Source organism: Streptomyces sp. NPDC051740 (assembly GCF_044453165.1).
Taxonomy (GTDB): Bacteria; Actinomycetota; Actinomycetes; order Streptomycetales; family Streptomycetaceae; genus Streptomyces; species Streptomyces atrovirens.
Genome location: NZ_JBITCL010000007.1, coordinates 125,685 through 139,556, shown reverse-complemented (window position 1 = coordinate 139,556; position 13,872 = coordinate 125,685). Strand labels below are relative to the sequence as shown.

At 72.9% G+C, this 13,872-nt stretch carries 15 protein-coding genes; 5 read left to right on the top strand and 10 right to left on the bottom strand.

Annotated elements, in window-relative coordinates; all coding sequences use genetic code 11:
• Positions 1-23: 23 nt before the first annotated feature.
• The 7 genes from serC to ACIA6T_RS14140 form a co-directional block, all read right to left on the bottom strand.
• Positions 24-1,142, bottom strand: a complete 1,119-nt coding sequence (gene serC / locus ACIA6T_RS14170) for a phosphoserine transaminase (protein WP_399446775.1) — start codon at positions 1,140-1,142, stop codon at positions 24-26.
• A gap of 149 nt (positions 1,143-1,291) precedes the next feature.
• On the bottom strand, positions 1,292-2,542 hold the full coding sequence (locus ACIA6T_RS14165; RefSeq protein ID WP_399446774.1) for a cytochrome P450: 1,251 nt from the start codon (positions 2,540-2,542) through the stop codon (positions 1,292-1,294).
• A complete protein-coding gene (locus ACIA6T_RS14160) occupies positions 2,539-3,774 on the bottom strand; it encodes a cytochrome P450 (RefSeq protein ID WP_399446773.1) in 1,236 nt (411 codons plus the stop codon). The genes ACIA6T_RS14165 and ACIA6T_RS14160 overlap by 4 nt, the downstream gene beginning before the upstream one ends.
• Positions 3,771-4,388, bottom strand: coding sequence for a GTP-binding protein (locus ACIA6T_RS14155; RefSeq protein ID WP_399446772.1), 618 nt, complete (start codon positions 4,386-4,388; stop codon positions 3,771-3,773). Before ACIA6T_RS14155 ends, ACIA6T_RS14160 begins: the two co-directional genes overlap by 4 nt.
• On the bottom strand, positions 4,369-4,716 hold the full coding sequence (locus ACIA6T_RS14150) for a DUF742 domain-containing protein (protein ID WP_030835307.1): 348 nt from the start codon (positions 4,714-4,716) through the stop codon (positions 4,369-4,371). The genes ACIA6T_RS14155 and ACIA6T_RS14150 overlap by 20 nt, the downstream gene beginning before the upstream one ends.
• Entirely contained in the window at positions 4,713-5,120 is a 408-nt protein-coding gene (locus ACIA6T_RS14145; protein ID WP_385054428.1) for a roadblock/LC7 domain-containing protein, read from the bottom strand. The genes ACIA6T_RS14150 and ACIA6T_RS14145 overlap by 4 nt, the downstream gene beginning before the upstream one ends.
• Entirely contained in the window at positions 5,117-7,267 is a 2,151-nt protein-coding gene (locus tag ACIA6T_RS14140; protein WP_399446771.1) for an ATP-binding protein, read from the bottom strand. The genes ACIA6T_RS14145 and ACIA6T_RS14140 overlap by 4 nt, the downstream gene beginning before the upstream one ends.
• Before the next feature lie 300 nt (positions 7,268-7,567).
• On the opposite strand from ACIA6T_RS14140, the gene ACIA6T_RS14135 reads away from it, so the two are divergent.
• On the top strand, positions 7,568-10,432 hold the full coding sequence (locus ACIA6T_RS14135) for an FAD-binding and (Fe-S)-binding domain-containing protein (RefSeq protein ID WP_399446770.1): 2,865 nt from the start codon (positions 7,568-7,570) through the stop codon (positions 10,430-10,432).
• Positions 10,433-10,466: 34 nt separating this feature from the next.
• On the opposite strand, the gene ACIA6T_RS14130 is transcribed toward ACIA6T_RS14135, so the two are convergent.
• Together ACIA6T_RS14130 and ACIA6T_RS14125 are read right to left on the bottom strand one after the other, a co-directional pair.
• On the bottom strand, positions 10,467-10,751 hold the full coding sequence (locus tag ACIA6T_RS14130; RefSeq protein ID WP_399446769.1) for a hypothetical protein: 285 nt from the start codon (positions 10,749-10,751) through the stop codon (positions 10,467-10,469).
• Positions 10,748-10,999 (bottom strand): hypothetical protein, encoded by a 252-nt coding sequence (locus ACIA6T_RS14125; protein WP_399446768.1) that lies wholly within the window; start codon positions 10,997-10,999, stop codon positions 10,748-10,750. Before ACIA6T_RS14125 ends, ACIA6T_RS14130 begins: the two co-directional genes overlap by 4 nt.
• Positions 11,000-11,140: 141 nt before the next feature.
• Here ACIA6T_RS14125 and ACIA6T_RS14120 point away from each other — a divergent pair, with 141 nt between their 5' ends.
• Positions 11,141-11,380, top strand: coding sequence for a GntR family transcriptional regulator (locus ACIA6T_RS14120; protein WP_399446767.1), 240 nt, complete (start codon positions 11,141-11,143; stop codon positions 11,378-11,380).
• Between the two features lie 25 nt (positions 11,381-11,405).
• Here the strand turns inward: ACIA6T_RS14120 and ACIA6T_RS14115 are convergent, their stop codons facing one another.
• Positions 11,406-11,858, bottom strand: coding sequence for an NUDIX hydrolase (locus ACIA6T_RS14115; RefSeq protein WP_399446766.1), 453 nt, complete (start codon positions 11,856-11,858; stop codon positions 11,406-11,408).
• A 225-nt stretch (positions 11,859-12,083) separates the two neighbouring features.
• Between ACIA6T_RS14115 and ACIA6T_RS14110 the strand changes: the two genes are divergently transcribed.
• From ACIA6T_RS14110 to ACIA6T_RS14100, 3 genes are all read left to right on the top strand, one after another.
• Positions 12,084-13,040, top strand: a complete 957-nt coding sequence (locus ACIA6T_RS14110; protein WP_399446765.1) for an EamA family transporter — start codon at positions 12,084-12,086, stop codon at positions 13,038-13,040.
• 112 nt (positions 13,041-13,152) lie between these two features.
• On the top strand, positions 13,153-13,515 hold the full coding sequence (locus ACIA6T_RS14105; protein WP_399446764.1) for a DUF6247 family protein: 363 nt from the start codon (positions 13,153-13,155) through the stop codon (positions 13,513-13,515).
• Positions 13,512-13,772, top strand: coding sequence for a hypothetical protein (locus ACIA6T_RS14100; protein WP_399446763.1), 261 nt, complete (start codon positions 13,512-13,514; stop codon positions 13,770-13,772). Before ACIA6T_RS14105 ends, ACIA6T_RS14100 begins: the two co-directional genes overlap by 4 nt.
• The last annotated feature ends 100 nt before the right edge of the window (positions 13,773-13,872 follow it).

The window sequence follows — 13,872 nt, the reverse complement described above, 5'->3', positions numbered from 1 at the left end:
CTTCCGTGTCGTGCGAGGCGTGACTACAGCTGCTCGATGACGTAGTCCACGCACTTCGTCAGGGCCTCGACGTCCGCCGGGTCGATCGCCGGGAACATCGCGACGCGGAGCTGGTTGCGGCCGAGCTTGCGGTAGGGCTCGGTGTCGACGATGCCGTTGGCGCGCAGGGCCTTGGCGACGGCGGCGGCGTCGACCTCGTCCGTGAAGTCGATCGTGCCGATGACCTGGGAGCGCTTGGCCGGGTCGGTGACGAACGGGGTGGCGTGCTTGGACTCGTCCGCCCAGGTGTACAGGCGGGTCGAGGAGTCCTTCGTACGGGCCGCGGACCAGGCGAGGCCGCCCTGGCCGTTGATCCACTCCAGCTGCTCGTTGAGCAGGAACAGGGTGGCCAGCGCCGGGGTGTTGTACGTCTGGTTCTTGCGGGAGTTGTCGATCGCCGTGGGGAGACTGAAGAACTCCGGGACGTGGCGGCCGGAGGCGTGGATCCGCTCGGCGCGCTCGATCGCGGCCGGGGAGAACACGCCGATCCACAGGCCGCCGTCGGAGGCGAAGGACTTCTGCGGGGCGAAGTAGTAGACGTCCGTCTCGGCGATGTCGACCGGGAGGCCGCCCGCGCCGGAGGTGGCGTCCACCAGGACGAGGGAGCCCTCGTCGGCGCCGGCGACGCGCTTGACCGGCATGGCGACGCCGGTGGAGGTCTCGTTGTGGGTGAAGGCGTAGACGTCCACGCCCGCCTCGGCGGCGGCCTCGGGGTGCGTGCCCGGGTCGGCGGAGATGACCGTGGGGTCGGCGAGCCAGGGGGCGAGCTTCGACGCCTTGGCGAACTTGGAGCTGAACTCGCCGAAGGTGAGGTGCTGCGACTTGTTCTCGATCAGGCCGTGGGTCGCGACGTCCCAGAACGCGGTGGAGCCGCCGTTGCCGAGGACGACCTCGTAGCCGTCGGGGAGCTGGAACAGCTCGCGGATGCCCTCGCGCACCTTGCCGACCAGGTTCTTCACCGGGGCCTGGCGGTGGGAGGTGCCGAGCAGGGACGTGCCGGTCGCGGCCAGGGCGTCCAGCGCCTCCGTCCGCACCTTGGAGGGACCCGCACCGAAACGACCGTCGGCGGGCTTGATGTCAGCAGGAATCCGGATCTCAGCCACGACCGGAGCCTAGCGGCTGCGGGAAACCCCGGCGAAACATCGTCCGTCCGCTGAGACGAGCGGGGGGACGGGAGTGAGACTGGCGCCGGGACGGAAGGGGGACGGGTGGTGGGCGGACCGGGGGGAGGTCCGTCCACCACCCGCGTCGTTCACCCGCCGAGCTTCACCGGGAGCTCGAACAGGTCGTTCTGGGTGACCACCGGCTTGTTGCGCAGTTCGCTCGCCGGGACCGCCAGGTCCAGCTTCGGGAAGCGGGCGTACAGGGCCGGGAGGGCCACGCCCGCCTCCAGGCGGGACAGGGCCGCGCCGGGGCACACGTGCGGGCCGTGGCCGAAGGAGATGTGCCGGTTGGTGATCTCGCGGGTGATGTCGAAGTCGCCGGCCGTCGGGCCGTGCGCCTGCTCGTCGCGGCCGATCGCGGCGTACGACACGATCAGCGCGTCACCCGCCGGGAGGACCTTGTCGCCCACCGGTATGTCCTCGGTCGCGAACCGGATCAGCACGTGGGACGTCGGCGTGGCGTACCGCAGCGTCTCCTCGACCACCGCCGACCAGTCCGCCTCACCGGACAGCACCAGTTCCCGCTGCTCGGGGTGGAGGGACAGGTTGGCCACCGCGTTGACGATGAGGGAGATCGTCGTCTCGTGGCCGGCCGCCACCATCAGCTGGAGCGTGGCGACGATCTCCTCGTCGGTGAGGCTGTCGCCGTCCTCCGACGCCTGGATGAGCGCGGAGGTCAGGTCGTCGCCCGGGTTCTCGCGCTTGTGCGCCACCGTCTCGGCCATGATCCCGGCCAGCTCGGTCAGCGTCGCGATGACCTCCTCGGGCGGGGTCTGCGTGGAGAAGAACTTCTCGAAGAGCTCCTTCAGCCGCGGCAGCCGCTCCTCCGCAAGCCCCATCAGGTCGGCGATGACGTACATCGGCAGCGGGTAGGCGAACGCCGCCTTCAGGTCCACCGTGTCGCCGGGTTGCGCGGCCACCTGGTCCAGCAGGCCCTCGGTCAGCTCCGTGATCCGCTCCCGCATCCGCTCCACCCGGCGCGGCGTGAGCGCCTGCGCGACCAGCGTGCGCAGCCGGCGGTGGTCGGAGCCGTCCACGGTGAGCATGGAGCGGGGCGGGTTGGCCAGCCCGATCAGCGGCCAGTCGGGGGCGATCTCGCCGCGCTGCCAGGCGGTCCAGACGTTGATGTCCTTCACCACGCGCGGGTCGGTGAGCAGCCTCTTCGCCTCGGCGTGGTGGGTGACCGCCCACACCGGCACACCACCCGGCAGCGTCACGGCGGCCAGCGGCCCGGCGGCCCGCAGCGCCGCGCTCTCCCCGTCCAGGTCGGAGACGAAGGGGTCGAGGGGGATACGGGTCTGTCCGGTGTCGGTCGTCGTGGTGTCCGTACCAGCCGTCATGCGAGCGAGCCTCCAAGGGCGGGAGTGGGTGTGAACGTGACCGGGAGTTCGGACAGTCCGCGCAGCCACGGCGACGGGCGGCGGGCCAGCTTCGAGGCCGGCACCGCGAGGTCGATGTCCGGCAGCCGGTCCAGTACGACCTCGATGCCGGTCCGGGCGATCACCTCGGCGATCTCCTGCGCCGGGAACGGGCAGCGGTGCTCCCCGTGACCGAAGGAGAAGTGCGCGCTGTTGCCGCCGGTCAGCGCCGAGCCGTCGGTCCGCACCTGCGGGTCGGAGTTGGCGCCCTGCAGGCCGAGCAGCAGCATGTCGCCGGCGCGGACGCGGCGACCGCCGAGCTGGGTGTCACGGGACGCCCAGCGCGCGGCGACGACCTGGGACGGCGTGTCCTCCCACAGCACCTCGTTCATCGCCTCGGCGATGCTGTTGCGGCCCCCGAACAGGGAGGCCGCGAAGCGGCTGTCGGTGAGCATCAGGTGCAGCGAGTTGCCGATCCAGTCGGCGGTCGGCTGGTGCCCGGCCGCCAGCATCACCATCAGGTCCTGGAGGATCTCCTCCTCGGTGAAGCCGGAGGGGTCGGCGAGCATCCGGGACGCGACGTCCTCGGCGGGCGCGCTCTTGCGGGCGGTCACCAGCTCCGTCATCGACGTGAACAGGTGGCTCTGGCCCGCGAGGGCCCGCTCCCGCCCGTCGATCATGTCGTTGAGGGCGGTGACCAGGGCCGGGCCCTCCTCGTCGGAGAAGCCGAAGAGCCGGGCCAGCACCCGCACCGGCAGCAGCATCGCGAACTCGCCGATCAGGTCGGCGGTGCCCTTGGGGCAGATGCCGTCGATCAGCTCGTCCGCGAACTTCTCGGCGTACCCGCGCAGTTCGAACGGGTCGACCGCCTCCAGCGCGTTCCCCAGCATCCCGGCCCGCTCGCGGTGCCGCTCGCCGACGGTGTAGAGGATCGACGGCTGCCTGCGGCCGATCATCGGCAGCAGCGGCCAGTCGTCGGGGATGTTCTCCCACTGGTTCCACAGGTCGGAGTCGCGGCTGAACAGCACCGGGTCGCCGGTGATCTGGTGCAGCTCGCGGTAGCCGAGCACCAGCCACGCCGGCGCGTCCCCGTCCAGCACCACCGGGACGACGCTGCCGTGCTCGCGCCGCATCTCCCGGTACACGCGGGACGGGTCGTCCTGGAGCAGGGACCCCTGGAAACGGACGGCCTTGGGGACGGAGGCGGGACTCACACCAGCTCCTGACGGGGGGCTCGGGCCGGGTCGGCGTACAGGGCCTGGATGTGCTCCACCAGTGTGATCAGCACGATCTTGCTGGACTCCCGGGAGCGCGCGTCGCAGTTGACCAGCGGCACGTGCGGATCGAGGTCGAGGGCCTCGCGGATCTGCTGGGGGGTGAAGGTGGCGCCGCCGAAGTCGTTGCACGCCACGATGAACGGCGTGCCGTGCTTCTCCAGGCGGTCGATGGCGTACCAGGAGTCGTCGATGCGCCGGGTGTCGACCAGCACGACGGCGCCGAGCGTGCCGGAGAACAGCCGGTCCCACAGGAACCAGAAGCGCTCCTGTCCGGGCGCCCCGAACAGGTACAGCACGTTGTGGGTGTCGAGGGTGATGCGGCCGAAGTCGAAGGCGACGGTGGTCGCGGTCTTGCCGCTCACCCCGCTGGTGTCGTCGACGGCCTCCCCGGCCTGGGTCATCGTCTCCTCGGTGTTGAGGGGACGGATCTCGCTGACCGAGCGGACCATCGTCGTCTTGCCGGCGCCGAAGCCGCCCACGACCACGATCTTCAGGCCGTTGTCGGCCGACGCGCCCAGCGGCGTACGCGTCTCAGAGGTTGCGGAGTCCAACGAGCACCTGCTCCAGGATGTCGGGGTCGGGTACGGCGGCCTTGCGGGGGTGACGGGCGCTGACCCGGCCCGCCGCCTGTAGGTCGGAGAGCAGGATCCGGGTGATGCTCACGGGCAGCTTCAGCTCGGCCGCGATCTCCACGACCGCCGTGGGGCGTTCGGTCAGCCGCAGGATCGCCGCGTGCTCGGACTGCATGCCGGGCACCGGATCGCACTCGGCGACGACCAGGGTCACCAGGTCGAAGGGGTTGTCGGGACCGGACCGGCTGCGCCCCCCGGTGAGGGTGTAGAGCCGGTCGGGGGAGTCGTCCCTGCCGGGCCTGCTCATGAGGTGCGCGGTTGCGCGGTCAGGTGCTCGCCGAGCTGCTCCACGAGCTCGCTCATGTTGTGACCGATGAGCCCGGCGTCCGCGTCCTCGGTGGTGATCACGGCCAGGTGCGCGCCCTCGCCGGCCTCCACGATGAACAGCACACCGCCGTAGAACTCGGTCATCGCCGAGCGCACGCCGCCGCTGCCGTCGCCGAACTCGACGGAGGCGCCGTGCGACAGCGACTGGATGCCGGCGGCGATCGCGGCGAGCTGGTCGGCCTGGTCGGCGGACAGCTCCGGGGTGCGGCACAGTTTCAGGCCGTCACGGGAGAGCACGAGCGCGTGCCGTGCGCCCGGCGTGCGCTCCAGCAGGCCCTCTATCAGCCAGGTGAGCTTCTCGTCGGCGGTCGTCGTGCCGGTCATGAGGTGGTGTCGCCTTCCGGGGTAGCGGGGGTGGGGTGTGCTTCAGGGGTCGGGTCGGCGGTGGTGCCGGTGTCCGGGTCGGCCGTGTCGTCCGGGGTGGGCGGGCGTACGGCCTGGCGGAAGCTGCTGAAGCGGGCGGTGCGCGCCTTGGTCTCCTCGGCGGTCGGGGCGGGCCGGGGCGTGGTGCCACGTCCGCCCGGACGCGTGCGCTCCGCCTCGGCGAGGGTCCGGCCCCGGCGGCGGCGGGGCAGCACGAGGGGCGGGGCGTCGGCGGTCCGGTCCGGGGACTCGTGTGTCGGCACCGGGTCGGGGTCGAGGTCGGCGCCCGCGCGGGAGGCCGCGTAGGAGGGGGCGGGACGGGTGCTCCCGGAGGGTGTCGTCCGGTCCGCCGCGGCGGTGCCGGTGCCGCCGTCGCCCCTGCTGCCGCCCGCGGTGTCGCCGTCGTGCGCGGTGACGTGGCTCGTCTCCGATTCCGGCCGGTCGGTGGTGGAGGCCGGGTCGGTCTTCGGGCGGTCGCTCCGGCGCTGGGGCAGGACGTGCTCCGGCGTTTCGGTGAGGCCGGCCGGGGTGGCGGGGACGGACGGTGTGCCGGCCGGGGTGGCGCTGCGGGCCGTCGGCGCGGTGCCCGTCGCCGGGGTGGCGGTGGCGGACGGAGCGGTGGCCGGTGTCGTCGTGCGGGCCGTCGGCGCGGCGGCGATGCCGGTCGTCGGGGTGCCCGCCGACGGGGCCGTGGGCCCGTCCGGCGGTACGAGGATGTCCTGCGGGACGAGCATCAGGACGCCCGTGCCGCCGCGGGCCGAGGGCCGGTAGGAGACCCGGAGCCCGTACCGCCGGGCCAGCCGGCCGACCACGCCGAGCCCGAGCCGGGTGCCGGTGAGGCCCCCGAGTTCGGCGGACTCGCCGGAGACCGCGCGCTCGGCGCGACGCAGCTGCGCCTCGCCCATGACGAGCCCGCTGTCCTCGACGGAGACGATGACCCCGGCCGGGACCTCCTCGACGTACACGTGGACCTCGGCGGTCGGCGGCGAGAAGTTCGCTGCGTTGTCGAGGAGTTCGGCGAGCGCGTGCATGACGCCCTCGGCGGCGTGCCCGGCGACCGCGGTGTCGCTGGCGGAGTGGACCCTGACGCGCTGGTAGCCGCTGATCCGGCCCATGGCGCCGCGCAGGATGGACTCCATGGCGATGGGCCGGGCCCAGCGGCGGCCGGAGCGGGCGCCGGTGAGGACGGCGACGGAGTCGGCGAGCCTGCCCGCCTGCGCGGTGCGGTGGTCGAGGTGGAGCAGGTCGGCGAGGACCTCCTCGTCGTGGTGCTTCTCCTCCATCGCGCGCAGGTCGGCGAGCATGCCGGTGGCCAGGGCCTGCATGCGTCCGGCCGCGTTGGCGGTCGCGGACAGCGCGGCGGCCCGGGCGCCGTCGGCCTCGCGCAGCCGGGTGGTCAGCCGCGCGTTCTCCGCGGTGAGCCGGTCCCGGTCGGCCCTGATCCGGTCCCGCTCCTCGGCCAGCCGGTCGCGCTCCTCCGCGTGGTCGCGGGCCGACCGGGCGGTGTGGGCGCCGTGTTCCTCGGTGATGAGGCGCAGTTTCCCGGCGTGTTCCTCGGCGAGCCGCTTCAGTACGGCGGTGTGGTCGTCCGTGAGCCGGGCCCGCTCGTCGGCGTGCTCCCGCGTCAGGCGGGCGGTGTCGGCGGCGTGCTGCTCGGTGAGACGGTCGCGCTCCGCGGCCAGGGTCTCGGCGAGACGGTCGCGCTCCGCGGCCAGGGTCTCGGCGAGGTGGTTGCGCTCCTGGTCCAGTTCGGCGGACAACCGGGCGCGTTCACGGGTGAGTTCACCGGTCAGCCGCTCGTGCTGGCGGCGGGACTCCTCCGCCAGCCGGGCGCGTTCCTGGAGCAGCCGGCCGACGTCCTGGGTGACGGCGTCCAGCCGTGCCCGGGCGGCCCGCGCCGACAGGACGGCGTACGTGGCCACCGTGGCCGCCGCGCACAGCAGCACGGCGGCGATCGTCCCGACCACGACGACGGAGCCGATCGCGTCGTCCGGGACGAGGAAGAGGGCGGCGAGGACCCCGGTCGCGGCGACTGCCGCGGTGAGCACGGGAACGGGCAGCATGCTGCGGGGGGTGGGACGGTCGCCGGGGAGCAGGGGGGAGGTCATCAATCAGGGTCCTCGTTCGGGTCCTCGGTCGGTCCGCGGGCGTGCGTCGTCGTGTCTGCGCGGCCCTCGGGCGGTTTCACGGGAATGCCGGACTCGGTTTTCGGGGTCACTTTCGAACGAGGCCGACAACTGCGCGCAACTCGCGGTCACTATATGAGAGTTCGTGTTCGACTTGGGAAGATTCCGCTTCCGTTTTCGTCAATCACCCCATCCCGGGCGTGCGTCGGGGGCTTCCGCGGCGCCGTGGGACATGCGGGCGCCGTCGCCCGCGCCCGGCCTTCGCGGAGGCATCCTGAGGGCATGACGGATCACCGGGAACTGCTGGCCGGACTGCGGACGGCCGTGCGCGGCGAGGTCGACTTCACCGTGACCGCACGCGCGCTGACCACGATGGACGCCTCCAACTACCGCCGGGTACCGCTCGGTGTGGTGGCCCCGCGGGACGCCGACGACGTGGCGGCGGCGCTGTCGGTGTGCCGGACGTACGGCGTCCCCGTGGTGCCGCGCGGCGGCGGCACGTCGATCGCGGGGCAGGCGACCGGCACCGGTGTGGTGCTCGACTTCACCCGCCACATGAACCGCCTGCTCTCCCTCGACCCCGAGGCGCGCACGGCCGTCGTCCAGCCGGGCCTCGTCCTCGACCGCCTCCAGGAGGCCGCCGCCCCGCACGGCCTGCGCTTCGGCCCGGACCCCTCCACCCACAGCCGCTGCACGCTCGGCGGCATGATCGGCAACAACTCCTGCGGCTCCCACTCGGTGGCCTGGGGCACGACGGCCGACAGTGTGCGAGAGCTCGCGGTCGTCACCCCGCGCGGGGACCGGCTGCGGCCGGGACGGGCGTGGGCGGGCGCCCCGGCCGGGCTGCGGGACCTGGTGGACGGCGAACTGGCCCGCCTGCGCACGGCTTTCCCCGACCTCCCCCGCCGTATCTCCGGATACGCCGTGGACGCCCTGCTGCCCGAGAAGGGTGCGGACGTCGCCCGCTCCCTCTGCGGCTCGGAGGGCACCCTGGGCGTGCTCACGGAGGCGGTCGTGGATCTCGTACGGGCTCCACGCGCGCGTGCGCTCGCCGTGCTGGCGTACGCGGACGAGGGCGGGGCCGCGGAGGCGGCGGCGGGGCTGCTGGAGCACGGCCCGCTGACCGTGGAGGGCATGGCGGCGGACCTCGTGCCGTCCGCGGCGGACCTTCCGCGCGGGGGCGCCTGGCTGTTCGTGGAGACCGGCGGGGACACGGAGGCGGAGGCACGCGCGCGTGCGGAGACGATCGTCCGCGCGGCGGACGTCACGGACGCCCTGGTGGTCACCGACCCGGCGCGGCAGCGCGCGCTGTGGCGCATCAGGGAGGACGCGAGCGGTACGGCGACGCGCATGCCGGACGGGACGGAGGCCTGGCCCGGCTGGGAGGACTGCGCGGTGCCGCCCGCCCGGCTCGGCGCCTACCTGTGGGACTTCCGGTCCCTCATGGCGGACCACGGGCTGCGCGGCACCCCGTACGGGCACTTCGGGGACGGCTGCATCCACGTCCGTATCGACTTCGACCTGCTGACCGGGCCGGGCATCGCCCGCTTCCGGCGCTTCTCGGAGGACCTGGCCGACCTGGTCGTGGCGCACGGCGGCTCGCTCTCCGGCGAGCACGGCGACGGCCGGGCCCGCGCGGAGCTCCTCCCGCGCATGTACGGCGCGGACACGGTCGCCCTCTTCGAACGCGTGAAGGCCGTCTGGGACCCGGACGACCTCCTCAACCCCGGCATGCTGGTCCGCCCCGCGCCGCTGGACGCCGGCCTCCGCTTCTCCGTCCTCCCGCGCGAACCGGTCGACGTCGCCTTCGGCTACCCCGCCGACGGCGGTGACTTCCCGGCGGCGGTACGACGCTGCGTGGGCGTCGCCAAGTGCCGTACGACGTCCGTGTCGGGGCCGGCGGTGATGTGCCCGTCGTTCCGCGCGACGGGCGAGGAACAGCACTCCACGCGGGGGCGCGCCCGCCTGCTGCACGAGATGCTCGCGGGTGAGCTGGTGACCGACGGCTGGCGCTCCACGGAGGTGCGGGACGCGCTGGACCTGTGCCTGTCCTGCAAGGGCTGCCGGTCCGACTGCCCGGTCGAGGTCGACATGGCCACGTACAAGGCGGAGTTCCTGCACCACCACTACGCGGGCCGTCGCCGCCCGGCCGCGCACTACGCGATGGGGTGGCTGCCGGTGTGGCTGGGCTGGGTCGCGCGGACGCGGGCCGCGGGGGCGGTGAACGCCCTGGCGTCGGTGGGCCCGCTCGCGAGCGCGGCGAAACGGCTGGGCGGGATCGCGCGGGAGCGGGAGATCCCCCGGGTGGCGGGGGAGACGTTCACGCGGTGGTGGCGGAGGCGGGGAGGGCCCTCCGGTGAGGGAAAACTGGTGGTCCTCTGGCCGGACACGTTCACCGAGCACCTGTCGCCGTCGGTGGGCCGTGCGGCGGTACGCGTGCTGGAGGCGGCGGGCCTGCGGGTGGCGCTGCCGCCCACACTGCGGCCGGGGAGCCGCCCGGTGGGCGACGCCCGCAGCCGCTCGGCCCTGTCCCTGCTGACGGCCCGCAGGGGCCGGGTCTGCTGCGGCCTGACGTACATCTCCACGGGCCAGCTGGACCGCGCCCGCGCGGTGTTGCGCCGCACCCTCGACCTCCTGGAACCGGTCCTGGCCACGGACGCGCCCCTGGTCGTCCTGGAACCGAGCTGCGCGGCGGCCCTGCGCACGGACGCGCCGGAACTCCTCCACGACGACCCCCGCGCGGCGCGGCTCGCCGCACGCGTACTGACCTTCGCGGAGACGCTGGAGCGGCACGCCCCGGACTGGACCCCACCCGCGCTGAACCGCCCGGTCACCGGCCAGACCCACTGCCACCAGCACGCGGTCCTGGGCGAGGACCCCGACCGCCGACTCCGCGCGGCGGCCGGCCTCACCGGTGAACTGGCCGGCGGCTGCTGCGGCCTGGCGGGCAACTTCGGCTTCGAGGAGGGCCACTACGAGGTCTCCAGGGCCTGCGCGGAGGACCGGCTCCTCCCGTCGGTGCGCGAGGCCCCGGAGGACGCGGTGGTCCTGGCCGACGGCTTCTCCTGCCGGACGCAGCTGGAGCAACTGGCGGGCGTACGGGGACGGCACCTGGCGGAGGTCCTGGCGGCTGCTCTGGAGAAATAGGTGAGCAGTCGCCGCCTCGGTGTCCTTGACGCGCTCAATTGAGCCTCCCCAGCCTCCGTCCCCGGTTCTCCGCCACCCGCAGCGCGTCGGCGAGGGCGTCGGTGAGGCACTCGGCGAGATGGCGGAGTTCACCGCGCGGTGCGCCCGGGAGGAGTTCCCGGGCGTGGGCGAGCAGCTCCCGGCCCATCCCGAGCTGCACGGCCTCGGTGGTGTCGGCCAGCCGGGAGACGGGTCCGCCGTGACCGTCGCCGATCAGATGGCAGGCCTTGCCCCCGTCCCCGGTCCAGGGCAGCAGACGCGGCTCGCGCGGTTCCCTCATGCCGCCTGCCTCTCCCGGAACCAGGACGCGGTGACGTACGGGCGTACGGCGACGGTCTCGGCTCCGTCCAGTACGGAGGGCAGGCCGTAGGGGCTGCGGTGGGAGGGGCGGGACCGCCGGGTCGCCGCCGGAGGAGGCGGGAACGACACGGGCGCGAAAACCGCGTGGGGGCCGGTACGGCGGTGCATCCCGCGCGGGCGGAGCAGCACGCTCACCCATGTGATGAGGCGGCCGATAGGGTCGGTCATGTCATCAGCTCCGATCAGTACTCACTGGTGGCCACGCCCCCGGACGGCGGCATCCGTCGCGGGGGCCTTCTGTGAGGCATTCTAGGCATGCTAGGGGTGCCATGGATCGCCTATCGCGCTAAGTATGCTCATCCTGAATCGGTGATCGAGTTCGCTCCGGACATCCCCCGCTGGCGCCAGGTTGCCGAGGTGGTGCGTGGTCGCATCGCCGACGGCACCTACCCGCCGCGTACGCGCGTCCCCTCCGTCGTGCAACTCACGGCGGAGTTCGGGATCGCCAACGCGACAGCACACAAGGTGCTCCGGGCGTTGCGTGAGGAAGGACTGACCTACACGGAACCCGGCCTCGGCTCCTTCGTCGCCGAGCGGCCCGGGACGTAAGGTCCGCGCGTACGGGCCGGCGCCCTCAGGGAGCCGTCTCGCCCCGCACCAGCGGGTGGCACACCGGCTGGACGCCCTCCGGGAGGCCGTCCGGCCGGCACCAGCGGGCCTCCAGGATCTCGAAGGGGTCCAGGCGCAGTTCGCCGCCCAGCAGGCGGGCCTCGTAGGCCACCTCCATGCGGGTCCGCAGGCCGCTGTTCAGCATGACCAGGCGGCCCACCTCCACGTCGAGGTTCGTCTCCTCCTTGACCTCGCGCACCACCGTCGCCCGGAAGTCCTCGCCCTTGCGGGCGAAACCGCTCGGCAGACCCCACTGACGGCCCGGCGGCCACATCCGGTGCCGGAGCAGCAGCACCCGCCCCTCGTCGTCGCGCACCACGCCGGTCACGCCCACCACGAACTTGGCGTGCAGCAACCACATGATGCGGCTCTGCAGGGGGCGCAGGAGTCGCCAGAGACGGGCAATGAGTCGGCGCACGGGACCTCGGACGGTGTGGGGGCGGACGCGGGTGATCACCAGTGGGAACGGTACCCGCCGGGTCCATGGAGTGAACGGAGTTGACCTGAGCGGTGCGGGGACCGCATGGTCAGGTATGTAAGTGCTCCACGGTGCTGACTCAGTCCAATACTATGGACTGGAGAGTTCACCAGGATGCACACTCGGTACAGGCAAGTGTCCGCTCCGACGTCCCTGGAAGGCTCCGTGACCACCCCCAGCGCCGCCACCCCGTCCACCACAGCAGGGACGGGACAACACGGCCACGCGCCCACCCCGGCCGGCGCCCCGCGCGGACGGGGTTCCCTCGGGCCGGTCGGGCTGGTCCTCGCCGGTGGGGTCTCCGTGCAGTTCGGCGGGGCGCTGGCCGTGACGCTGATGCCGCGGGCCGGTGCGCTCGGGGTCGTGACGCTGCGGCTGCTGGTGGCGGCGCTCGTGCTGATGGTGCTGTGCCGGCCGAAGCTGCGCGGACACGCGCGCGCCGACTGGGGCACGGTGATCGTCTTCGGCGTCGCCATGGCGGCGATGAACGGGCTGTTCTACCAGTCCGTCGCCCGCATCCCGCTGGGCCCGGCGGTCACGCTGGAGGTCCTCGGCCCGCTCACGCTGTCCGTGCTGGCCTCTCGGCGGGCGGTCAACCTCGTGTGGGCCGCCCTGGCCCTCGCCGGTGTGTTCCTCCTGGGTGGCGGCGGCTTCAGCAGCCTCGACCCGCTCGGTGTGGTCTTCGCACTGGGCGCCGGCGCCATGTGGGCGGCGTACATCGTCTTCAGTGCGCGTACGGGGCGCCGCTTCCCCCAGGCGGACGGTCTCGCCCTCGCCATGGCCGTGGCGGCGGTCCTCTTCCTGCCGCTGGGTGTCGTCGAGTCCGGTACGAAGCTCCTCGACCCGACGGTTCTCGGCCTGGGCGCGGCGGTCGCGGTGCTGTCCTCCGTCCTCCCGTACACCCTCGAACTCCTCGCCCTGCGCCGCCTGCCCGCCTCCACCTTCGCGATCCTGATGAGCCTGGAACCGGCCCTCGCCGCGGCCGCCGGCTTCCTCATCCTCGACCAGGCCCTCTCCACCGCCGAGGCCGCCGCCATCGCCCTGGTCATCGCGGCGAGCATGGGGGCGGTGCGGACGCAGGTGGGGCGGGGGAGGGCGAAGGGGGCGGGGGCTGTCTCCTGACGAACGCCGGGCGCGGCGAGGCGCGTCAGGGCTAGAGTCGCTCTCGTCTCTCGAAGCAACCGGCCTCGTTGCGTGACCGGCACGTCTCCGGAGACACGAAGGGAACACCGCCATGAGTGTGCAGCACAATGAGACCGCCGGTGATCGTCCACTGATCCCTCGTCCCGAGCGGACACCGGGTGCCCTGCGGGCCGCCTGCACGGTCGTCGCTCCCGGCCTCCTGGCGGCGTACGACCAGGCGAAGGATCAAGCGCTCGCGGAGGCAGTGGAGCACGGTTCGCTCAAGCCGGTGCATGCTTACCTCAGTCATTGGGCCGCTCTGATCGAGATCGAGCGACACCCGGCCATGGCCCAGGCCTACCACCGCGCCGAGTACCTCGCCCGGATCGCCACTACGGCGGACGAGGCACGCACACATCTGGCAACGGCGAGTTCCCTGTACCGCGCCGCCGCCAAGGCGGTGCACGCGGAGTGACCTGGCGTTGGGAATACGTCCCCGACGAGGAGACCGTCGCGGACGGTGCTCCGACGGAATTCCTTGTCGAGGTGAAGAAGGCGGCTGACGAACTGGTCAGAGCGGCGGAAGCGCTCTACCTTCACGGGCCCGCGTACCAGGGAATGGACGAAGGGGCGAAGCACGCCTTCGTCTCCGGCGGATTCTTCGTCTACATGATCACGCCACGTTCGGAGCTGGTCACCATCTGGCAGGTCACGCCCGATCCTCTCGCCTGACGGCTCGGTGGGAGAGGGCGGCCGGTGTTCGGTCGGCCGGAAAATTCATGCAAGCATGCTTGCTTGTTTAAGACCCCGCTGCGATGCTCCACGCAACCGT

Bases quoted from the DNA above. Each gene is read 5' to 3' on its own strand.
- ACIA6T_RS14145 (WP_385054428.1), bottom strand. From the start codon at position 5,120: ATGACCGGCACGACGACCGCCGACGAGAAGCTCACCTGGCTGATAGAG.
- ACIA6T_RS14165 (WP_399446774.1), bottom strand. From the start codon at position 2,542: ATGACGGCTGGTACGGACACCACGACGACCGACACCGGACAGACCCGT.
- ACIA6T_RS14135 (WP_399446770.1), top strand. From the start codon at position 7,568: ATGACGGATCACCGGGAACTGCTGGCCGGACTGCGGACGGCCGTGCGC.
- ACIA6T_RS14105 (WP_399446764.1), top strand. From the start codon at position 13,153: ATGAGTGTGCAGCACAATGAGACCGCCGGTGATCGTCCACTGATCCCT.
- ACIA6T_RS14140 (WP_399446771.1), bottom strand. From the start codon at position 7,267: ATGACCTCCCCCCTGCTCCCCGGCGACCGTCCCACCCCCCGCAGCATG.
- ACIA6T_RS14150 (WP_030835307.1), bottom strand. From the start codon at position 4,716: ATGAGCAGGCCCGGCAGGGACGACTCCCCCGACCGGCTCTACACCCTC.
- ACIA6T_RS14125 (WP_399446768.1), bottom strand. From the start codon at position 10,999: ATGACCGACCCTATCGGCCGCCTCATCACATGGGTGAGCGTGCTGCTC.
- ACIA6T_RS14130 (WP_399446769.1), bottom strand. From the start codon at position 10,751: ATGAGGGAACCGCGCGAGCCGCGTCTGCTGCCCTGGACCGGGGACGGG.